Source organism: Ornithinibacter aureus (assembly GCF_009858245.1).
Lineage (GTDB): Bacteria > Actinomycetota > Actinomycetes > Actinomycetales > Dermatophilaceae > Fodinibacter > Fodinibacter aureus.
In genome coordinates this window covers 1-20,178 of the sequence record NZ_VMSB01000001.1, presented here as the reverse complement: position 1 = coordinate 20,178, position 20,178 = coordinate 1, and the positions used below count along the sequence as shown (strand labels likewise).

17 protein-coding genes, 1 pseudogene and 3 riboswitches are annotated in these 20,178 nt (G+C 71.0%); of the genes and pseudogenes, 9 read left to right on the top strand and 9 right to left on the bottom strand.

Features of this window, described 5'->3' with window-relative positions:
- Nucleotides 1–141: 141 nt before the first annotated feature.
- On the bottom strand, nt 142–804 hold the full coding sequence (locus C8E84_RS00090) for a histidine phosphatase family protein (RefSeq protein WP_159898457.1): 663 nt from the start codon (nt 802–804) through the stop codon (nt 142–144).
- Nucleotides 805–826: 22 nt separating this feature from the next.
- On the opposite strand from C8E84_RS00090, the gene C8E84_RS00085 reads away from it, so the two are divergent.
- Together C8E84_RS00085 and cobF are read left to right on the top strand one after the other, a co-directional pair.
- Nucleotides 827–2,272 (top strand): cobyric acid synthase, encoded by a 1,446-nt coding sequence (locus tag C8E84_RS00085; RefSeq protein ID WP_159898456.1) that lies wholly within the window; start codon nt 827–829, stop codon nt 2,270–2,272.
- Nucleotides 2,269–3,057, top strand: a complete 789-nt coding sequence (gene cobF / locus C8E84_RS00080; RefSeq protein ID WP_159898455.1) for a precorrin-6A synthase (deacetylating) — start codon at nt 2,269–2,271, stop codon at nt 3,055–3,057. The genes C8E84_RS00085 and cobF overlap by 4 nt, the downstream gene beginning before the upstream one ends.
- 60 nt (nt 3,058–3,117) lie before the next feature.
- Here the strand turns inward: cobF and bluB are convergent, their stop codons facing one another.
- The gene (bluB, locus tag C8E84_RS00075; protein ID WP_246196688.1) at nt 3,118–4,887 is read right to left on the bottom strand and encodes a 5,6-dimethylbenzimidazole synthase; all 1,770 of its coding nucleotides are present in this window, start codon (nt 4,885–4,887) and stop codon (nt 3,118–3,120) included.
- Nucleotide 4,888: 1 nt separating this feature from the next.
- Nucleotides 4,889–8,539: a cobaltochelatase subunit CobN gene (gene cobN / locus C8E84_RS00070; RefSeq protein ID WP_159898453.1), complete on the bottom strand. Its 3,651-nt coding sequence runs from the start codon at nt 8,537–8,539 to the stop codon at nt 4,889–4,891.
- A gap of 77 nt (nt 8,540–8,616) precedes the next feature.
- A riboswitch (cobalamin riboswitch) is annotated at nt 8,617–8,684 on the bottom strand.
- Between the two features lie 70 nt (nt 8,685–8,754).
- Between cobN and C8E84_RS00065 the strand changes: the two genes are divergently transcribed.
- Genes C8E84_RS00065 through C8E84_RS00055 form a run of 3 tightly spaced genes read left to right on the top strand, consistent with a single transcriptional unit; the run spans nt 8,755 to nt 12,094 of the window.
- Nucleotides 8,755–9,840: a cobalamin biosynthesis protein CobG gene (locus tag C8E84_RS00065; protein ID WP_246196687.1), complete on the top strand. Its 1,086-nt coding sequence runs from the start codon at nt 8,755–8,757 to the stop codon at nt 9,838–9,840.
- Complete coding sequence (locus C8E84_RS00060) at nt 9,837–10,505, top strand: precorrin-8X methylmutase (RefSeq protein WP_159898451.1); 669 nt, start codon at nt 9,837–9,839, stop codon at nt 10,503–10,505. The genes C8E84_RS00065 and C8E84_RS00060 overlap by 4 nt, the downstream gene beginning before the upstream one ends.
- Complete coding sequence (locus tag C8E84_RS00055; protein ID WP_159898450.1) at nt 10,502–12,094, top strand: precorrin-2 C(20)-methyltransferase; 1,593 nt, start codon at nt 10,502–10,504, stop codon at nt 12,092–12,094. Before C8E84_RS00060 ends, C8E84_RS00055 begins: the two co-directional genes overlap by 4 nt.
- A 72-nt stretch (nt 12,095–12,166) precedes the next feature.
- Here C8E84_RS00055 and C8E84_RS00050 read toward each other — a convergent pair whose 3' ends face one another.
- The 6 genes from C8E84_RS00050 to cbiE form a co-directional block, all read right to left on the bottom strand.
- Nucleotides 12,167–13,015 carry an energy-coupling factor ABC transporter ATP-binding protein gene (locus C8E84_RS00050; RefSeq protein ID WP_159898449.1) on the bottom strand — a complete coding sequence of 283 codons (849 nt, stop codon included), beginning with the start codon at nt 13,013–13,015 and terminating at the stop codon, nt 12,167–12,169.
- Nucleotides 13,012–13,791, bottom strand: a complete 780-nt coding sequence (cbiQ, locus tag C8E84_RS00045; protein ID WP_159898448.1) for a cobalt ECF transporter T component CbiQ — start codon at nt 13,789–13,791, stop codon at nt 13,012–13,014. The genes C8E84_RS00050 and cbiQ overlap by 4 nt, the downstream gene beginning before the upstream one ends.
- A gap of 2 nt (nt 13,792–13,793) precedes the next feature.
- Nucleotides 13,794–14,174 (bottom strand): energy-coupling factor ABC transporter substrate-binding protein, encoded by a 381-nt coding sequence (locus tag C8E84_RS00040; protein ID WP_159898447.1) that lies wholly within the window; start codon nt 14,172–14,174, stop codon nt 13,794–13,796.
- Nucleotides 14,167–14,865, bottom strand: coding sequence for an energy-coupling factor ABC transporter permease (locus C8E84_RS00035; protein WP_159898446.1), 699 nt, complete (start codon nt 14,863–14,865; stop codon nt 14,167–14,169). The genes C8E84_RS00040 and C8E84_RS00035 overlap by 8 nt, the downstream gene beginning before the upstream one ends.
- A gap of 77 nt (nt 14,866–14,942) precedes the next feature.
- Nucleotides 14,943–15,010: riboswitch (cobalamin riboswitch) on the bottom strand.
- 21 nt (nt 15,011–15,031) lie between these two features.
- Nucleotides 15,032–15,808, bottom strand: coding sequence for a precorrin-4 C(11)-methyltransferase (gene cobM, locus C8E84_RS00030; protein ID WP_159898445.1), 777 nt, complete (start codon nt 15,806–15,808; stop codon nt 15,032–15,034).
- Nucleotides 15,805–17,058, bottom strand: a complete 1,254-nt coding sequence (gene cbiE, locus C8E84_RS00025; protein WP_159898444.1) for a precorrin-6y C5,15-methyltransferase (decarboxylating) subunit CbiE — start codon at nt 17,056–17,058, stop codon at nt 15,805–15,807. Before cbiE ends, cobM begins: the two co-directional genes overlap by 4 nt.
- A gap of 61 nt (nt 17,059–17,119) precedes the next feature.
- Nucleotides 17,120–17,244: riboswitch (cobalamin riboswitch) on the top strand.
- 57 nt (nt 17,245–17,301) lie between these two features.
- On the opposite strand from cbiE, the gene C8E84_RS00020 reads away from it, so the two are divergent.
- The 4 genes and pseudogenes from C8E84_RS00020 to C8E84_RS18460 form a co-directional block, all read left to right on the top strand.
- Nucleotides 17,302–19,008 (top strand): magnesium chelatase ATPase subunit I, encoded by a 1,707-nt coding sequence (locus tag C8E84_RS00020; protein ID WP_159898443.1) that lies wholly within the window; start codon nt 17,302–17,304, stop codon nt 19,006–19,008.
- On the top strand, nt 18,933–19,427 hold the full coding sequence (locus C8E84_RS17945) for a VWA domain-containing protein (RefSeq protein ID WP_159898442.1): 495 nt from the start codon (nt 18,933–18,935) through the stop codon (nt 19,425–19,427). The genes C8E84_RS00020 and C8E84_RS17945 overlap by 76 nt, the downstream gene beginning before the upstream one ends.
- Nucleotides 19,427–20,044, top strand: a pseudogene (cobO, locus tag C8E84_RS00010) (cob(I)yrinic acid a,c-diamide adenosyltransferase). The gene C8E84_RS17945 and the pseudogene cobO overlap by 1 nt, the downstream one beginning before the upstream one ends.
- The coding region (locus tag C8E84_RS18460; protein ID WP_211675664.1) for a nucleotide-binding protein at nt 20,038–20,178 on the top strand (141 nt) is incomplete at its 3' end. The pseudogene cobO and the gene C8E84_RS18460, both read left to right, overlap by 7 nt.

Below are 20,178 nucleotides of genomic sequence, written 5' to 3'. Positions count from 1 at the left end.
ACACGGTTCCGTATGCCGGGTGCTCACCTCCGCGGTGCCACCTCGCTTGCCGCACGCCTGGCTGCGCAGACCGGCGAACCGGGCCCCGCGGCATGCGACCGCTCTTGGTCGAAGGCTGTGACGAAGCCCACCCGTCCGGGTCTAGTGGGCGGACCTGATCGAGTCAGGACCCGCTGTTCTTCCGGAAGCTCGCCGCTGATGACGGCTCAGACGCTCTTGGTCCCGAAGTCTACCGGCCTCGACGGCCAGGGTCGTCACGAAGCCGTTCGGCACCAGGTCCCAGTCGACGTCGCGATGACCTCGACCTTGCAGCCAGGCGCGAGCCACCCGCAGGGTGTCACCGTGCGTGACCAGGACAAGGTGGGGTGGAGCAGCCGGGAGGACGCGCTCGAAGAAGGTCCCCAGGCGATCGTGGACGTCCTCGATCGACTCGCCCCCGCCCCATCGCACCTCGGTGATGTCCAGCCCCTCGGGAGTCGGCTCGGGCACCAGCTCCTTCGTGAGGCGGCCCTCGAGGACACCCAGGCCCTGCTCGCGCAGGGCGACGTCCTGTTCGACGATCACCCCGAGCACCTGCCCGATCACCGCGGCTGTCTGCGCGGCCCTGACCAGGTCACTGCAGATCAGACCCACATCCTCGCCCGTGCCGGGGCACCGCGCACGTAGTAGTGCGGCCGCTTCGGCGGCCTCGCGACGCCCGCGCTCGGTGAGCTCGGGGTGCACGGTCTGCCCCTGGAGCCGGCCCTCGACGTTCCACGTCGACTGTCCGTGGCGGACGAGGTGCACAGTCACGGGATCCCTCACGAGCCCACTGTAAGGTCGCTGCGTGGCTGGACTGCTGGTGACCGGGACGAGCTCGGATGCGGGCAAGTCCCTCGTCGTCACCGGACTGTGCCGCGCCCTGGCCCGCCGCGGGCTGCGCGTCGCTCCCTTCAAGAGCCAGAACATGTCCAACAACTCGATGGTCTGCCGCGATGGCTCGGAGATCGGGCGCGCGCAATATCTGCAGGCCGAGGCGGCTGGGGTCGAGGCGAGCTCTCTGCACAATCCCGTGCTCCTCAAGCCGGGCAGCGATCGTCGAGCCTTCGTGGTCCTGCGCGGACAGCCCGCGGGCGAGTTGCAGGCCGGCGAATACGCGACTGGCCGCGCGCACCTTGCCGAGGCCGCCTTCGCGGCCTACGAGGAGTTGGCGGGGGGCTGCGACCTGGTCGTGGCCGAGGGAGCCGGCTCCCCCGCCGAGATCAACCTGCGGCGCGGCGACTACGTCAACATGGGTCTGGCGCGGCGCTTCGACCTGCCCGTCATGGTCGTCGGAGACATCGACCGGGGCGGCATCCTCGCCGCTCTCTACGGCACGTGGGCGTTGCTCGACGACGAGGACCGGGCTCTGCTGAAAGCCTTCTGCATCAACAAGTTCCGAGGTGACGAGTCCGTGCTCACCCCTGGGCTGGTGGAGATCACGAGGCGCACGGGGGTGCCCTTCGTCGGCGTCCTCCCGTGGCTCGAGGACGTCTGGCTCGACTCCGAGGACGCTCTCTCGGTCGGTCGCTGGCGACCGTCGGAGGACGACGTGGCCGACCGACTCTCCGTCGCCGTGGTGCGCTTCCCGCGGACCTCCAATGCCACCGACGTCGATGCCCTCGCCGCCGAGCCCGGCGTCGACGTCCGGGTGACGACCGACCCGGACGTATGCCGCGAAGCCGACCTGCTCGTCCTGCCGGGCTCGCGAGCCACGGTCAGTGACCTGTCCTGGTTGCGTGAGCGGGGCCTGGCCGACGTCGTCGTCGAGCGGGTCACCGCGGCCCGGCCGGTCCTGGGGATCTGCGGTGGCTACGAGATGTTGGCGCAGTGGATCGACGACCCCGTCGAGAGCGGGGCCGGCGTCAGCGCCGGGTTGGGCGTGCTGCCGACCTCGGTCACTTTCGCGGCGGAGAAGGTCCTCGGGCGTCCATCGGGCGAGTGGCAGGGTCATCGGGTCGAGGGCTACGAGATCCATCACGGCGTCGTCGACGACGACAGGTCCTTCCCCGGGGGCATGCGTCGTGGGCCGGTCTTCGGATCGATCTGGCACGGCACCCTGGAATGCGACGACTTCCGGCGTGCCCTTCTCGCCGAGGTCGCAGCAGTGGCCGGCTCACGCTGGCAATCACGGCCCGGGGCACCGGGATTCGCGCAACGGCGCTCGACCATGATCGACGCGCTCGCCGATGCCGTCGAGGAGCATCTCGACCTCGAAGCCTTGCTCACGCTGACCCGAGGAACTGGCTCATGAGCCCACCCACGCCGCGCATCATCAAGGTCATCGGCATCGGCGCCGGCTCCCCCGGGCACCTCACCCAGGAGGCCATCGCTGCCCTGCGCGCAGTCGATGTCTTCCTCGTCGCGGACAAGGGCTCCGCCAAGGACGACCTCGTCGCGGTGCGACGGGCGATCTGCGCGGAGTTCATCGAGGGGGTGGAGGGTCAGGACTATCGCTTCGTGAATGTGCCCGACCCGACCCGTGGGCCGGACGCCGAACGCGATGACACGGCATACCGCGCCGGGGTGGCCGATTGGCACGCGGCGCGGGCCGATCGCTACGCCGAGGTCATCGCCGCCCTCCCCGCGGACGCGGTCGTCGGCTTCCTCGTGTGGGGAGATCCGGCCTTCTACGACAGCACGATCCGTGTCGTCGACGCCATCGGTGAGCGCCTGCCGATCGTCACCCACGTCGTCCCCGGCATCTCGGCCTTCCAGGCCCTTGCCGCCGCCCACTCGATCGTGCTCCACGCGGTCGGGCAACCGGTCCACATCACGACTGGGCGGCGTCTGGTCGACGAATGGTCTCCATCGCTCGGCTCGGTCGTGGTCATGCTCGATGGGCACCTCGCCTGCCAAGGGCTCGTGGAGCGCGCCCCGGATCTGCTGATCCATTGGGGCGCCTACCTCGGCCTCCCCCAGCAGACGCTGCGCTCCGGTCGCCTGGCCGACGTCATCGACGACGTGGTCGCCGTCCGCGCCGAGTTGCGTGCCGAGCACGGATGGATCATGGACGTCTACGTCCTGAGACCCTCGTAGCGACAAACGCCCCGGTCAGAGCCCGTCCTTGCTGGCCAACCGACGCGAACCGAGGACCGATCACTCCACCGTGCGTGCGGCCAGTCGTCGCATCCGGAGGCCCTGCAGGATCATCGACGCGGCGAGACACGCTCCGACACCCTCACCTGCGCGCAGCCTGAGGGTGAGCAGCGGCTCGAGGCCCAGCGCACGCAGGACGGCCGCGTGGGCCCGCTCGCGCGAGCGCTGCCCCGCCACCAGATGGGCCTGAACCGCGGGCTCGATCCGGGCGGCGAGCAGCCCGGGGAGGGAACCGGCCAGTCCGTCGAGGACGACCGGCGCACCCGCCTCGACCGCTCCCAGCACCACGCCGGTGAGCACGGCGATCTCGGGACCACCGAGACCGGCCAGGGCCTGACGAGCCTGGTCCGCCGGAGACTCGGATCCGGCCAGAGCGGGACCACAACGCAGCAGCGCCGCTGCGACGACGTCACGCTTGCGCTCCAGGATGGCCGCGTCCGCCCCGGCACCGAGGCCCACCGCCTCTGCCGGGTCGAGCCCGGTCAGCGCGCAGGCCAGCGCTGCCGCAACGGTCGTGTTGCCGACGCCGATCTCGCCGAGCACGACCAGACCGCTCTGCGCAGCCCGGCGCCCGACATCTCGACCCGCGGCGAGGAGGGCATCCACGTCGGACACTGTCAGGGCATCGGCAGACTCGAGGTCACCGCGCGGGTCAGAGGGCCGGGCACCGACCGCTGCTCCCACCACGGCTTCGTCACCGTCGACCCCCGCATCCACCACAAGCAGGCCCAGACCGGCCGTCTGCGCGGCCACGGCGCCCATGGACGTGCCCGCCACGGCGGCCTCGGTCACCTCACGAGTGACCGACACGGCATACGGACTCACGCCCAGCTCGGCCACCGGATGATCCGCGGCCACCAGGACCAGGGTGCCGCCGTCGATGTCCCGCTCCCCCAGGGCCGCCACGCGGTTGAGCACACGGTCGAGGACACCGAGCGAGTCGGGCGGAGCCAGGAGCTCGTCGGCATCATCGGTCGCGGCGACGAGAAGGTGCTCGTCAGGGCCGCGCAGGTGCGAGATGGGCTGCTCCGGCGCGCCCTCGCTCCAACGCTCCCGCAGCACCACGTCTGCCAGTGGGGTCTTGGTCGACCAGCCCGCGCGCTGCAGGCCCGGCTCCGGCGGACGCTCGTCGGGCCAGCCCAGGCAGAGCCACCCGAGCGTCACGACGCCCTCGGGGAGACCGAAGAGGTCGGCCAGGTCGGCGGGATCGAAGAGGGTGACCCACCCCATCCCCAGGCCGTGGGCGCGGGCCGTGAGCCACATGTTCTCGATGGCGGTGGCACACGACCACAGATCGGCATCGGGGAAGGTCGCCCTGCCGAGCACGCCCATCGCCGGTGTCCGACGGTCACAGGCCACCACGATGCCCAAGGGTGCCTCCCGAAGGCCCTCCAACTTGAGGTCGAGCAGGCGGGCGGCGCGGTCCTCGGTGAGATGGTCGGCCTGGGCCAGTCGCGCGGCGTCGGCGAGATGGGCCGCCCGGTCCCGCGTGGACTGGTCGCTGACGACGATGAAACGCCACGGCTGCGAGTGACCGACGCTCGGCGCCCGATGGCCCGCGGCGAGCACGGCCTCGAGCAGCTCGTCAGGCACCGGATCGGGCCGGAAGCGCCGGATGTCCCTGCGCGCGCCGACGACCGCCTCCAGGGCCTCGACGACCGGAGCACCCATGGCCCAGCCGGCCGGGTCCTCGCGGCGGGTCCGAGCACTCGTGGCATCGCCGATGACCGGCACCGGCCGTGCCCACGACTGCTCCGCGCCCTCGGTCACCTCAGTCCTCCAGCTGTCCTTCGACATCGAGATAGACCTGCTGCATGGCAGCCATCACCTCGGGGTCCGGCTGCTCCCAGAGACCACGCTCGGCAGCCTCGGACAGCTTTTCCACGATGCCGCGCAGGGCCCAGGGGTTCGCGTGTCGCATGAAGGCCTGGTTGGTCTCATCGAGCACGTACTCCTGGGCGAGCTTCTCGTACATCCAGTCCGGGATCACGCCGGCTGTCGCGTCGAAGCCGAAGAGGTAGTCGACCGTGGCGGCGAGCTCGAAGGCTCCCTTGTAGCCGTGCCGCTGCATCGCACTGATCCACCGCGGGTTGACGACGCGGGCGCGGAAGATGCGGTTCGTCTCCTCCTGCAGGGTGCGGGTGCGGACGGCATCGGGTGAGGTCGAGTCACCGACGAAGGCCTTGGGCTCGGCGCCGGTGAGCGCCCGCACCGTGGCGACCATGCCGCCGTGGTACTGGAAGTAGTCGTCGGAATCGAGGATGTCGGACTCGCGGTTGTCGATGTTCTTGGCCGCGACCTGGATGCGCCGATAGTTGCGCTCCATGTCCTCTCGAGCCGGTATGCCGTCCAGCCCCCGACCGTAGGCGAAGCCGCCCCACTGGGTGTAGACCTCGGCGAGGTCGGCGTCATTGCGCCAGTTGCCCGATTCGACGACCTGGAGGATGCCAGCGCCATAGGATCCTGGCTTCGAGCCGAAGATCCTTGTGCGAGAGCGACGCTCGTCCCCATGCGCCGCCTCGTCGGCGCGCGCGTGGGCGCGCACGAAGTTCATCTCGTCCGGCTCGTCGAGACCGGCCACGAGCGCCACGGCATCGTCGAGCAGGGCGATGACGTGCGGGAAGGCGTCCCGGAAGAAGCCCGAGATCCGGACCGTGACGTCGATCCGCGGGCGACCCAGCTCCTCCAACGACAAGGGCTCCAGTCCGACGACGCGGCGGGACTGCTCGTCCCACACGGGGACGACGCCGAGCAGCGCGAGCACCTCGCCGATGTCGTCGCCGGAGGTGCGCATCGCCGACGTCCCCCACACGGACAGCCCCACCGACTGCGGCAACTCGCCCGTCTCCTCGCGGTAGCGCTCCAGGAGGGACGCGGCCATCGCCGACCCGGTCTGATAGGCCAGTCGCGACGGGATCGCCTTGGGGTCGACCGAATAGAAGTTGCGCCCGGTCGGCAGGACGTTGACCAGTCCACGCAGCGGCGAGCCGGACGGGCCGGCCGGCACGTAGCCACCGTCGAGAGCGTGCAGGACCATCGGGATCTCACGGGAGGTCTCGCGCAGGCGCGGGACGACCTCCCGGCAGGCGAAGGTCAGCGATGCGGACACCCCCGCATTGGACTCACCCAGGACCTCCAGCACGATCCCGTCGACCGCGCCGACCTCCCAGTGGGCATCCGCGCAGCGTCCCACGAGCTCGCGAGCCGTCGCCTCGAAGGCGTCGGTGTCGGCGCTGCCACTCTCGATCTCGTCGTGTCCGAGCGCCACGCGCAGCCCCGGGATCCCGTCCGACCGTCCACCGAAGATCTGTCCGGCCCGCAGGATCGCCAGGACCAGGTTGAGCAGCCCCTCACCGGTCGGAGCCTCGCTCAGGACGTGGAGGCCATCACGGATCTGGACGTCCTTGATCGCGCACAGGTGGTAATCGATCTGGCCGACGAGCTCATCGAACGCGTAGTCATCGGGATTGTCACCGAGCCCGAGGTCCTGGTCCATCTTGGCAGCGCGCAGCAGCGTCCAGATCTCGCCCTGCAGGGCAGGCGCCTTGGCCGGATCCATCGCGGAGACGTTGCCGTACTCGTCGAGCAACTGCTCCAGGCGGGCGATGTCGCCGTAGGACTCGGCACGTGCCATGGGCGGCACGAGGTGGTCCACGATCGTCGCGTGGGCCCGCCGCTTGGCCTGGGTGCCCTCACCGGGGTCGTTGACGAGGAAGGGATAGATCAGCGGAAGCGACCCCAGAGCCGCATCGGGCCCGCAGTCCGCCGACAGGGCGAGGTTCTTGCCGGGCAGCCATTCCAGGTTGCCGTGCTTGCCCACGTGCACGATCGCGTGGGCACCGAACTCCTCCTCGATCCAGCGATAGGTCGCGAGATAGTGGTGGGTCAGCGGGAGGTCCGGGTCGTGGTAGATCGCGATCGGGTTCTCGCCGAAGCCGCGCGGCGGCTGCACGAGGAGGACGACGTTGCCCGACTGGATGGCCGCACAGACGATCTCACCCTCTGGGTCACGCGAGCGGTCGACGAAGAGCTCACCCGGGGCCTCGCCCCAGTGCTCCACCATCGCTGAGCGCAACTCCTCGGGCAGCGCCGCGAACCACGCAGCATACGTCGCCGCCGGGATGCGCACCTGGGCGTCCGTCACCTGCTCCTGGGTGAGCCACTCCGGGTCCTGGCCGCCGGCCGCGATGAGACCGTGGATGAGGGCGTTGCCCGCAGTCGTGTCGGGTGCCTCGCCCTCCACGGGCGGCAGGTCCCCCAGACCGGGGATGCCCTCCGCACCGCCGTTCGGGCCCAGGTCATAACCGGCGTCCCGCATGGCCCGCAACAGCCGCACCGTGGAGACGGGTGTGTCGAGACCGACGGCATTGCCGATCCGCGAGTGCTTGGTCGGGTAGGCCGAGAGGACGACCGCGATCTTGCGCTGCTGCGGCGGCGTGTGGCGCAGGCGTGCGTGGTTGACGGCGATGCGGGCGACTCGCGCGCACCGCTCGAGGTCGGCGACGTAGTGCGGCAGGCCGTCGGCATCGGTCTCCTTGAAGGAGAAGGCGACGGTGATGAGTCGGCCGTCGAACTCGGGCACCGCGACCTGCGTGGCCACGTCGAGCGGGGACATCCCGTCATCCGAGGCCTCCCACTCGGCTCGGCTCCACGTGAGGCACAGCCCCTGGAAGATCGGGATGTCGAGCTCGGCCAGGGCACGCACGTCCCACGCCTCGTCGTCCTCCCCCGCGCTGGCCGTCGCCGGTTTGGTGCCACCGGCGGCGAGGACGGTGGTCACGAGCGCGTCCAAGGCGCCCAGGTGGGCGATGAGGTCGTCGGGAGCATCGCGCAGGGAGGCGGCAAAGATCGGCACGCCGACGCCTCCGGCCTCGTCGATGGCATCGCACAGCGCGTGCGCATAGGCTGTGTTGCCGGCCGCCTGCTGCGCGCGGTAGATGAGCACACCGATCCGGGGCCGGGTCACTCCATCGTCGAGCGTCGGGAGCTCGGGGCGATCGAGCACACCCCACGCCGGCAGCTCATCCGGGGGCTCGAAGCCCGCACCGGTGAGGAGCAGGGTGTCGGACAGGAAGGCATGCAGGTTGCGCAGGTTGTCCGGGCCACCCTGGGCCAAGTAGCGGTGCGCCTCCGCGACCACGCCGGCCGGCACGGTCGAGAGCTCCATCAGTGCCGCGTTGGGCGCTTGCTCACCACCCAGGACGACCATCGGCGTGCCGGTCGCGCTGATCCGCCGGAAGCCGGAGCAGAGGTCCTGCGGACCACCCAGGATGCGCGCCACGACGATGTCGGCGCCCTCCAGGGCCGCACCCATGTCCTGGTGGCCCGGGCGGGCCGGGTTGGCCCACACGTACTCCGCGCCGGAGGCACGGGCACTGAGCAGGTCGGTGTCGCTGGTGGACAGCAGGGCAATACGTGGCATCTGGTGCAACTCCCTTGGGGTCCGCGCCCCGGGTCGACGGATGCCCGGCAGGGTGGGCCGGAGCAGGTCGGCGTGACGTTCCTGACTCCGCCCGGTCACCCGGGCGTCACAGTGGCGGGACCGTCCCGGTCTTGCACCGGGTTCCGTCGACGACGACCGCTTGGCAGCCTACGGCAGACGCGGAGCGAGAGGAACGCGAGCGTATGCTCCCGGGCGTGACATGCACCCGCCTCGGAGCCGACCGCTGTCCCGGTCTGCTCAAGCCCTTCGTGGCCCAGGACGGGGCGATCATCAGGCTGCGGGTGCCCGGCGGACGGGTGCGCGTGTCGACCCTGGCCGACCTGCTCGCCATCGGTGCCGACCACGGCGCTCCCCTGCTCTCCGTCACCTCACGCACGAACCTCCAAGTGCGGGGCCTGCCGGATCCACTCCCCGAGGACGTCATGGTCCGCGCCGAGGCCACCGGACTGCTTCCCTCGCCCTCCCATGAGCGCGCCCGCAACATTCTCGCGGCCCCTCTCGCTCCCGATCTGCAACCCCTTGTCGCCGAGCTCGACGCTGCCCTGTGCGCCGACCCCTTCCTCGCGGACCTGCCCGGCCGCTTCCTCTTCGCCGTCACCGACGCGACGGGCGCGGTGCTCACCGAACCGGTCGACGCGGCATACCAGGCGTTGACGCCCACCTCCGGTGTGATCCGGTTGGCAGGACTGGGTATGCCGTGTGCCCGCGACGACGCCGTCGCGCACCTCCTCGACAGGGCCCGGCTCTTCCTCACGCATCGCGAAGGTCCCCGCGTCTGGAACATCCGTGACCTGCCCGCGGACTCGCCCGTCTTCGCCGGGCTGGAGCCGATGCCCGTGGACCCGGCGCCACCGCTGACCCCGGGCCCAGTGGGCGGGGATCTCGTGGCCGGGATTCCGCTCGCGATGCTGCGCGCGACCCATCTCTCGGCGCTCGTCGCGATCACCGACGACGTGGTCATCACCCCGTGGCGCTCTCTCGTCGTCCCCAGTGGCGCAGAGTTCGCCGCCGACCTCGAGGAGGCGGGGTTCACCGTCACGGAGTCCGACCCGTGGGCGCGCCTGTCGGCGTGCACCGGGGCGCCCTGGTGCGCCCGCACGTCCTCCCCGACGATGGATCTGGCCCTGGAGAGCGCCGCTCGCCTGGGCCCGGACGGGCCGCGGCTCCACGTCGTGGGGTGCGAACGCGCCTGTGGCGCACCGACACTCGACCATGTCCTCGTCGTCGACCCCCACTCGGTCGACGACATCCTCTCTGCCGATGGAGCGCTCGCCCGATGACGCCGGTGCCACCCACCCGTCGCTACGACTACGTCACCGACGGGCTCGAGATCTATCGCCGGTCCTTCGGCACGATCCGGGACGAAGCGGACTTGCGTGACTTCGCGCCGGACCTGGTCACTGTGGCGACCCGGATCATCCACGGTGCCGGTGACGTCGACATCGTCTCGGCCCTCGCGGCCACCCACGACCTGGTGGCGACAGCGCGCGGGGCACTGGAGGCCGGCGCCCCGATCTTCACCGACTCCCACATGCTCGCCTCGGGCGTGACCAGGCGCCGCCTGCCCGCCGACAACGACGTGATCTGCACCTTGCGCGAGGAGTCGGTGCCCGAGCTGGCCCGACAGTGGGGCACCACCCGGGCGGCGGCCGCCGTGTCGCTGTGGGGACCTCGCCTGGAGGGGGCCGTCGTCGCCATCGGCAACGCGCCGACCGCGCTCTTCCACCTGCTGGAGCTGATCCTGGATGGTGGGCCACGTCCGGCGGCGATCGTCGGGATGCCGGTCGGCTTCATCGGATCGGCCGAGTCCAAGGTGGCCCTGGCCGAGCACCGCTTGCCTGACGGGAGTCAGATCCCCTGGCTGGTCGTGCACGGTCGCCGCGGCGGATCAGCCATGGCCGCCTCGGCCCTCAATGCCCTGGCCAACGAGTCGGAGCTCGCATGAACGACAACGAGCCCCGATCGGCCGCAGGACGGCTCTATGGGGTCGGCGTCGGCCCCGGCGACCCCGGTCTGGTCACCCTGCGTGCGGCCGAGTTGATCCGCAGCGCCGACGTCGTCGCCTTCCACGCCGGCACGGGCAAGCAGTCGATGGCGCGCTCGATCGTCGCCGACCTGTTGTCACCGGAGGTGATCGAGGAGGAGCTGCGCTATCCGGTGACCGCCGACTTCGCCGAGCAATCGGGTGACTACTACACGGCGCTCGGCGAGTTCTATGACGAGTGCGCCGACCGACTGCAGGGCCATCTGGCCAGGGGACGCAGTGTCGTCGTCCTCGCGATCGGCGACCCCCTCTTCTTCGGGTCCTTCATGTATGTCCATGACCGACTCTCGCCGCATTACCCCACCGAGGTCGTGCCCGGCGTCACGTCGGTGAGCGCGGCGACCGCCGCCGTCGCGACCGGCCTGTGTCGACACGAGGACACCTTGACGATCCTGCCAGGGACGCTCCCGGTGCCCGAGCTGGCACGGCGCCTCGCGGACACGGACGCGGCCATCATCATGAAGTTGGGCCAGACCTTCCCCGGGGTCGTCGAGGCGGTCCGTCAGGCGGGCCTGCTGGAGCGAGCCGTCTATGTCGAGCGGGCCTCGGGCAGACGTCAGCGCGTCCTCCCCCTCGCCGACGTCGACGCCGCCGCCGTGCCCTACATGTCGCTCATCGTCGTGCCCGGACAGGACCTGCGTGCCGACGCGGCCGGTCGCGCCGAGGGAGCCGCTCCCGCCGGAGTCGACGAATCTCGTTCTCCCGCATCACGATCCGCCACTGCGGGTGGCGATGGCAGCGGCGACGCCGTGACGCTCGGCACGGTCCATGTCGTCGGGCTGGGACCAGGGCCGGATGCGTGGTTGACCCCGGAGGCGAGCGAGGTGCTCTCCCGTGTCGATCACGTCATCGGCTACGCCCCCTACGTCGCCCGGGTGCCGCAACGGGAGGGGCTGACCCGCTTGCCTTCGGGCAACACCGTCGAGGTCGATCGCGGACGACAGGCCCTCGACCTGGCTCTGGCGGGCCACGAGGTCGCAGTCGTCTCGGGTGGTGATGCCGGCGTCTTCGGCATGGCCGCGGCAGTGTTCGAGGCCGCCGAGACCGACGCCCGGTATGCCGTGGTGCCGATCCACGTCGTCCCCGGCGTCACGGCCGCGCACGCCGCCTCCGCGCTCGCCGGAGCCGTCCTGGGCGCGGATCACGCCCTGATCTCGCTGTCCGACCGGCTCAAGCCGTGGTCGGTCGTCGTCGAGCGGCTCCGGGCCTGCGCTCGGGCCGATCTCGCGATGGCGTTCTACAACCCGCGCTCGGCCTCCCGGCCCGACCAGCTCGTGCAGGCCAGGGCGGCCTTGCTGGAGGTCCTGCCCGAGGATCGGGTCGTCGTCGTCGCGCGGCACGTGGGTCGGGAGCAGGAATCGTCGACCGTGACGACACTGGGTGATTTCGACCCCGAGACCGTCGACATGGGGTGCCTGGTCATGATCGGCGCCGCGAGCACGCGGGTCACCGACAGCGGCCGGGTCTGGACGCCGCGCTACGTCGACTGACACGCTCGGCAGCGACTGACACGCGCTGCGTCGACGTGGCCGCGCTCGGTCACGCGAGAGGGGCGGCGCTGCTCAGCCCAGGAAACGCGCGACGTCAGCGACCGTCCGCGGCGGGTCGACGACGTCGATCTCGTGACCGAGTGACCGGAGCAGCTTGACCGGCCACGGCACGCCGAGGTGTGCCCGTCGAAGGAGTGCCTCGTCGGTCATGATCTTGACGGTGCTGCCCTGGTGGACGATGCCGTCCACGACCACGCCCACCTCGTCGGCCCACTCCCAGGCGAAGTCGATGTCGTGGGTCGAGACCACGACCGTGGTGCCCCGTGCCTCGAGGTTGTCCAGGGCCGCGCGCAGGGTCGTCACCGCTCGTGGGTCGAGGCCTGCCGTCGGCTCGTCGAGCAGGATGACCTGCGGCCGCATCGCCACGGCCCCGGCGATGGCGACCCGCTTGCGCTGGCCGTAGGACAACTGGTGGACCGGTCGGTCGGCGAGGTCAACGACGTCGAGCAGCTCGAGGGCCTCGGACACGCGCGCTCGCACCTCGTGGTCGTCGAGGCCGAGGTTGATCGGTCCGAAGGAGACGTCGGCGCGCACATCGGCCGAGAAGAGCTGGTCGTCCGGGTCCTGCAGCACGAGCTGGACCCGCTGCCGATGGTCGCGCAGACCGGCGTTGTCGTGGCGGAGCGTGATGCCATCGACGGCCACGCTCCCCGCGTCGGGCACATGAGCACCCGAGAGGCAGCGCAGCAGAGTCGTCTTGCCGGAGCCGTTCTCGCCGAGCAGGGCGAGCCGACTGCGCCCCGTCACGGACACATGGGCGCAGTCGAGGACGTCGCCTCGCCCCGGGTAGCCCGCGTGGAGGCCCTCGCCCACGAGCACCGCCCCGACGGTGGGCTCCCACGTGCCGGTGCGATGAGTCATGCGACACCTCGCAGCGCGAACAGGATCGACGTCGCGGCCAGTGCGGTCACGATCAGACCGCTGACCGCCATGAAGGGCACCGACACGACCGTCTCCCTGGGCAGGGTCCGCAGCGACCCGGCATACCCTCGTCCGCGCAGGCCCTCCTCGAGGCGCCGCGACCGTTGCCAGGCGCGCCCGAGGACCGAGCCCGCCATCAGGCCCATCGACCGACGAGCGGTCCGGCCGTCGACGAAGCCGAGGCGGGCCGCCTGCGCCTCGCGGACGGCAAGGACGGAGTCCATCAGGGTGAAGAGCATCCGATAGACCAGGCCGGCGATGTCGACGAGCACCTCGGGCACCCGCAGTCGCCGCAGCCCCGCGAGCAGGTCGACCATCGGAGTCGTGGCCGCCAGGAGAGTCATGGCCGCCATCGCGGCCGCCGACCGCACGGCGACCGCCGCCGCGGCATACAGGCCGGTGGACGTGAGCGACACCGGGCCGAGTGAGGCCAGGACGTCGGTGGGTTGGCCGCCGAAGGTCAGGGCGATGGGGATGGCACCGACGGCGACGAAGGTCATCGGGCCGACCACCGCCAGGGCATAGGTGCGCTTTGGGACGCGGGCGGCGAACAAGGCGGTGGAGACGGCGACGACGAGCACGACGAGGGAGACCCAGAGGGAGCGCGAGGTCGCGGCCACCGTGAGCAGACCCAGTGACAGCAGGGTCTTCTCACCGGTGGACCGCAGACGCCACGGCCCGGACCAGGCCGCCTCGTCGAGGGCGAATCGCGCCAAGGTCAGCCCCTCGACTGCAGCTCGGCCGCATCACAGGCCGGCTCCGGGTCGCTCACCGGGCGGCTCGAATCGTCGGCAGCCGACCGGCGCTGGCGACGCCGCTCGCGCATCGTGCCGAGAACGAACCCGAGGGCTCCTGCGCCGAGTGCTGCCTGCAGCGCGAACAGTCCGGACTCGACCTCGCCGCTCGAGGGCTCGAAGATCGGCTGGAACCACGGGGTGTAGCCGGGGTGGTTCTCCTCGATGTGGGTGGTGGCCGCCGAGTCGGTGCCGATGAAGGTCTCGCCATCGCCGGTGCTCTGGCGGGTGCCGAGGACCATCGCGACCGCGAAGAGGGCGACGATCGCCAGGAGGATGGCCAGGGTGCTCGCGTGCTTACGCATGTATGGCCTCATCGACCTTGGTGCCGGCGTGGTCCCGGCGGCGCGAGAACACCCCGAGAGCGGAGAGTTCTGGGCCGGCCCAACTGCGCAGGGCCTTGAAGATGAGGACGCCGACGAGGCCTTCAATGACGGCCAACGGCACTTGGGTGATCGCGAAGATGCCGAGGAAGGCCGACCACGCGCCGACGAAGCCGTTCTGGCCCGGGAAGGCCAGCGCGAGTTGGGTGGCGGTCATGACGTAGGTCGCGAGGTTGGCCAACGCCATGGCCGCGAAGATGCGGACCGAGAAGGGAGCGCGACCGAGCAGGCGGAACGCGGCATACCCGACCCACGGGCCGACGACCGCCATCGAGAAGACATTGGCCCCGAGGGTGGTCAGACCGCCATGGGCGAGCAGGAGGGCTTGGAAGAGCAGGACGATCGTCCCCAGGGCCGCCATCACCGGGGGCCGGAAGATCACCGCCCCCAGTCCGGTGCCCGTCGGGTGGGACGATGAGCCCGTCACCGAGGGCAACTTGATCGCGGAGAGGACGAAGGTGAAGGCCCCCGCGGCACCGAGCAACAATTTGGCCTCGGGGTGCTCCTTGATGGTGCGGCTGATCGCCCGGGTGCCATGGATGACGAAGGGGGCCGCGACGGCTGTCCACGCTGCCGCATGAAGTGGGGGCAGGAAGCCCTCGGCAATGTGCATTGCTGCACCTTCCTCGGGATGACGCGCCCGATCAGACGTGACGCGCGGCGCCGATCGGCGGCACGCGACATCCACAGGAGTTCCTGACTCGCCGATGGCTCAGCTCACAGTGGCGCGACCGTCCCGGATTTGCACCGGGTTCCTCACGCAGATGGTGCTCGGCAGGCTACACCAGCGAGGCGTCCGGTCGCCCCTCCCCGGCGGGCCGAGGCGGTCGGCTCGAATACAGGTGGGACTCCACGAAGTCCTCCGCCGACAGGGCCCAGCCGACGATGATGACCGCGGCCTGGGTCAGGCCCGCGGCCTCGACCTGGTCGGCGATGTCGGCGAGGGTGCCGCGCAGGATCAGTTCCTCGGGCTGGGTGACCTGCGAGCCGACGACGACCGGGCAGTTGGCCCCGTAGTGGGCACTGAGCTCATCGGCCAGCCGCCGGGTGTGTCGGATCGCCAGGTGCAGGACGAGGGTGGCATTGGTCGCGGCGAAGGCCGCCAGGGTCTCCCCCGGCGGCATCGTGGTCGAGTCCTTCTGCGCGCGCGTCAGGACGACCGACTGGGCCACCTCGGGCACCGTCAGTTCACGCCCGATGAGCGCGGCCGTCGCGGCATAGGCCGGCACGCCCGGGGTGAGGTCCCAGGGCACCCCTGCGGCGTCGAGACGGCGCGTCTGCTCGGCGATCGCCGAGTAGATCGACGGGTCTCCCGAGCACAGCCGGGCGACGTCATGACCGGCGTCGTGGGCGGCGACGAGGGTGGCCGTGATGGCGTCGAGATTGAGGTATGCCGTGTCGATGAGTTCGGTCTCCGGCCCGCAGTGCGAGAGGACCTCGTCGTCGATGTAGGTGCCGGCATAGAGGCAGATCGGACTCTCCTGCAGCAGGCGGACGGCGCGCAGGGTGAGCAGGTCGGCGGCACCGGGACCGGCCCCGATGAAATGAACGGTCATGACATTCCTTGCTCGTGGGGCGGGGCGGGTTTCTGGGCGCTCCACTGGACGATCGCGCGGGCCGGGGTCCACGACAGGTGCGGACCCAGCGGCGTCGCGTGCTCGACACTCAGCCTGGTCAGGTGGCCTCCGTGGCGCTGGTGGGCAGCGACGAGGACGGATTCGGCCGAGAGCGTGACGGCGTGCGCGACAAGACGTCCGCCCGGACGGAGGCGACCCCACGCCAGGTCGGCGAGTTCGCTCGTGAGACCGCCGCCAACGAAGACCGCGTCCGGGTCGGGCAGCGCGTCGAGGACGGACGCCCCTTCCGGGGAGAGGGCCCCGTGGTCGGCCTCGACCACCTCGACCTCTCGCGGCACCCCGAGACGTGCAGCGTTGGCGCGGATCCGGGCGGCACGACCGGGGTCGCGCTCGAGGGCCACCGCTCGCGCGCAGCGGGCCGCCAGTGCCCATTCGATCGCGACCGCACCCGAGCCGGCGCCGAGGTCCCAGAGAGTGGCCCCAGGTGTCGGACGCAAATGGGCCAGCGCGCTCGCGCGCACGTCACGCTTGGTGATCTGTCCGTCGTGATCGAAGGCCTCTTCTGGGCGTCCGGGGGCGGGGCCCGAGGACGAGCGGGCGGCCGCGAGGTCGTCCACCTCGACGGCGAGCACGACCAGATCAGGAGTGGGCTCGACCTCCCAGTCCCGTGCAGCGCCGGATCGGCTGCCCTCCTTGGGCCCTCCGAGGTGCCACCACGCCGTGAGCCGCGAACTGCCACAGCCCTCTTGGACGAGAAGGGCGGCGACCTCGGCGGGGGTCGAGCCATCGGAGCACAGGACGACGAGACGTGCACGCGGGTCGAGGTGACGGCGGAGTCGATCGACAGAGCGCCCGACGAGGGTCACGACCGTCGTCTCCTCGGCGGGCCAACCCATCCGCGCCCGCGCCAGGGTCTCCGAGGACAGCGAAGGGTGGACCCGGACCGTCTCCCGGCCGAACAGGTCGATGAGGGTGCTCGCGACCCCCGAGCGCAGCGGGTCACCACTGGCGAGCACGACGACGCCCTCGGTGCCGATCTGCTCGAACAGTGCTGGCAGTTGGGCGCGCATCGGTGTGGGCCATGGTGTGCGGATCTGACCCTCGATCTCGGGGACCAGGGCCAGGTGTCGGGCGCCACCGACAAGGTGCCGCGAACGGCATACGAGATCCTGCTCGCGGGCGGGCACGGACGCCCAGCCCGCATCCTCGATGCCCACGACCTCGATCACGCGCGACAGCCTACGTGCGATGAGACATCGACCTCGCCGGACCCGGGGTGGGCGATGTGGGAGGATGCGGGGCGACGCAGGGCGAGGAATACCGGTGCAACTCCGGAGCGGTCCCGCCACTGTGACCGCTCGCCGCGTGACGTGGAGACCGGAAGCCAGGACGTCCTCCTGCGTCACGCCGCCCCGGGACCCCGAGGCGGCCGAATCGGCCGGTGAGCGTGGTCACTCACCAGGAGGAGCGCCGTGTCCAACTACCCCTTCGCCGCCATCGTCGGTGCCGACGAGATGGCCCTCGCCCTCGTCCTCACCACGGTCTCCCCCGAGGTCGGCGGCGTGCTCGTGCGCGGCGAGAAGGGCACCGCGAAGTCCACGATGGTGCGCGCTCTGGCCGAGATCCTGCCCCGCCAGGCGGTCGTCCACGGATGTCGCTTCGGCTGCGACCCACGGTCGCCCGCCGCCGACTGCCCCGACGGGCCACACACCGACGCCGCATCGACGACCCGCCCAGCTCGTCTGGTCGAACTCCCGGTGGGTGCCACCGAGGATCGCGTCATCGGCTCCCTCGACCTCAGCAAGGCCCTCGGTCACGGTGAAACGGCTTTCGAGCCGGGGCTGCTCGCCCAGGCGCACCGTGGTCTGCTCTATGTCGACGAGGTCAACCTCCTGCACGACCATCTCGTCGACCTGCTCCTCGACGCCGCTGCCATGGGCCGCAACACCGTCGAGCGCGACGGGGTGTCGGTGTCCCACCCTGCCCGCATCGTCCTGATCGGCACCATGAACCCGGAGGAGGGCGAGCTTCGCCCGCAGTTGCTCGACCGCTTCGGCCTGACCGTCGAGGTGAAGGCCAGCCGCGACCCAGCGCAGCGTGCGGACGTGGTCCGTCGGCGGCTCGCCTTCGATGAGGATCCGGTCGCCTTCCAGACCTCGTATGCCGTGGCGCAGGCCGATGTGGCCGCCCGGATCGCGTCCGCCCAGGAGGCCCTGCGTCGCGTGCGTCTGAGTGACTGGGCGCTGGACAAGATCGCCACGGTCTGCGCCGGCTTCGAGGTCGACGGGATGCGTGCCGACATCGTGACCGCGAGGGCTGCGGTGGCCCACGCGGCGTGGGAGGGGCGCACCGACGTCACCCGGGAGGACATCCGCACCGCCGCCAAACTCGCTCTCCCCCACCGACGTCGGCGTGCACCCTTCGACGCGCCGGGACTGGACGAGGACCTGCTCGATCGCCTGCTCGGCGACGACGAGCCGCCGCCTCCGGAGGACCCCCAGGACCCTCAGGATGAAGACCCTCACCTGCCCGACGAGCCGGACCGGCCCGAGCGCCCGAAGGAGCCTTCCGACGAGACGGACACCGCGGACGACGACTCGGGCGACCCCATGACGACGCCGTCGGCGCAGGACTGCGACGAGGGAGCGCAGGACGCCCGCGATCAGCGCTCCGACTGCACACCGCCGGACCCCACCGACACGGAGAGCGGCGGAGAGGTCTCCGAGACCGACCCGCCGGCGCCCGTCCAGGGCGTGGCGGCAGCACACGAGCCGTACCGCATTCGTCGCCTCAGTGTGCGGGGCACGGGGTCGGGAGCGGCCGGCAAACGCAGCCGGGCGATCACGACCTGGGGCAGGACGGTCGGATCGAGCCGCGAGCGCACGGGCCGGGTCCATCTGACCGCCACCATCACGGCCGCTGCCCGAGAGCGAGGCGCCCGCGCCACCGGACGACCGGGACGACCGGGACGACCGGGACGACCGGGACGAGCCGACTGGAGATCCGGGCGAGCGACCTCCGCTCGGCGATCACCCAGGGCAAGGAGTCCAACCTCGTGCTGCTGCTCGTCGACGCCTCCGGGTCGATGGCTGCCCGGTCTCGGATGGCCGAGGTCAAGACGGCCGTCCTGTCGCTGCTCATGGACGCCTACCAGCGACGCGATCGCGTGGGCCTGGTGACCTTCCGAGGCACCGGTGCCGACCTCGCGTTGCCGCCGACCTCCTCGGTCGAGGCGGCCGCCGCCTGCCTGGCCGAACTCCCCCACGGCGGGCGCACGCCCCTGGCCGAGGGTCTCGCCACGGCCGCGAAGACCCTTGGGCTGGAGCGCATCAGGGACCCACGTCGACGGGCGCTGCTCGTGCTCGTCACCGACGGACGCGCCACGGCGGGCGTCGATGCGTTGGGCAGAGCACAGCGCATCGCCGACCAGTGGGGGCACGTCGCCGTCGACAGCGTCGTGATCGACTGCGAGTCCGGCCGCTTCCGGATGGGTCTGGCCAGGGACCTCGCCGACCGGATGGGCGCAGAGCACGTGCCCCTCGAAGACATCGCCGCCGATCACCTCGTGGCGCTCATCAATGACAGGAGGGCCGCCTGATGGCCAAGGGAGTGACACCGGTGCAGGCTGCGGACGGCCTCACCACCCGACAGCGCCGCAACAGTCCGCTCGTCATCGTCCACGGTGGCGCCGGGAAGGGGAAGTCGACGGCGGCCTTCGGCCTGGCCCTGCGCGGCTGGAACCAGGGGTGGTCGATCGGCGTGTTCCAGTTCGTGAAGTCGGCCAAGTGGCGCATCGGTGAGCAGGCAGCGCTGGCTGCTCTCGACGACGTGAACCGCCAGCACCGGCCAGGGCGGCCCGATCGAGTGGCACAAGATGGGCTCGGGCTGGTCGTGGTCACGCAAGGCCGGCAACCGAGGAGGACCATGCCGAGGCCGCCCGTGAGGGCTGGGAAGAGATCAAGCGTCGCCTCGCCGACGAGACCCACACCCTCTATGTCCTCGACGAGTTCACCTACCTGCTCACGTGGGGTTGGCTCGACATCGACGACGTCGTCGACTCCCTGACCGACCGCCCCCGGCTACCAGCACGTGGTCATCACCGGCCGCGATCCACACCCCCGCCTCCTCGAGATCGCGGACGTCGCCACCGAGATGACCAAGATCGCCCACCCGTTCGACAAGGGCCAGAAGGGCCAGAAGGGCATCGAGTGGTGACACCGACCCCCCTGCCCCGGGTCGTCATCGCGGCACCTGCGTCGGGTCAGGGCAAGACCACGATCGCCGTCGGGATCATGGCTGCCCTGAGCCGGGCTGGGCACGCTGTCGCGCCGGCCAAGGTCGGCCCGGAC

What these genes read in the sequence shown, in the direction of transcription:
- C8E84_RS00050 (WP_159898449.1), bottom strand. Translation starts at nt 13,015, where the DNA reads ATGACTCATCGCACCGGCACGTGGGAGCCCACCGTCGGGGCGGTGCTC.
- C8E84_RS00060 (WP_159898451.1), top strand. Translation starts at nt 9,837, where the DNA reads ATGACGCCGGTGCCACCCACCCGTCGCTACGACTACGTCACCGACGGG.
- C8E84_RS00035 (WP_159898446.1), bottom strand. Translation starts at nt 14,865, where the DNA reads ATGCACATTGCCGAGGGCTTCCTGCCCCCACTTCATGCGGCAGCGTGG.
- cobF (WP_159898455.1), top strand. Translation starts at nt 2,269, where the DNA reads ATGAGCCCACCCACGCCGCGCATCATCAAGGTCATCGGCATCGGCGCC.
- C8E84_RS17945 (WP_159898442.1), top strand. Translation starts at nt 18,933, where the DNA reads ATGGCCGAGGTCAAGACGGCCGTCCTGTCGCTGCTCATGGACGCCTAC.
- C8E84_RS00055 (WP_159898450.1), top strand. Translation starts at nt 10,502, where the DNA reads ATGAACGACAACGAGCCCCGATCGGCCGCAGGACGGCTCTATGGGGTC.
- C8E84_RS00040 (WP_159898447.1), bottom strand. Translation starts at nt 14,174, where the DNA reads ATGCGTAAGCACGCGAGCACCCTGGCCATCCTCCTGGCGATCGTCGCC.
- cobN (WP_159898453.1), bottom strand. Translation starts at nt 8,539, where the DNA reads ATGCCACGTATTGCCCTGCTGTCCACCAGCGACACCGACCTGCTCAGT.
- cobM (WP_159898445.1), bottom strand. Translation starts at nt 15,808, where the DNA reads ATGACCGTTCATTTCATCGGGGCCGGTCCCGGTGCCGCCGACCTGCTC.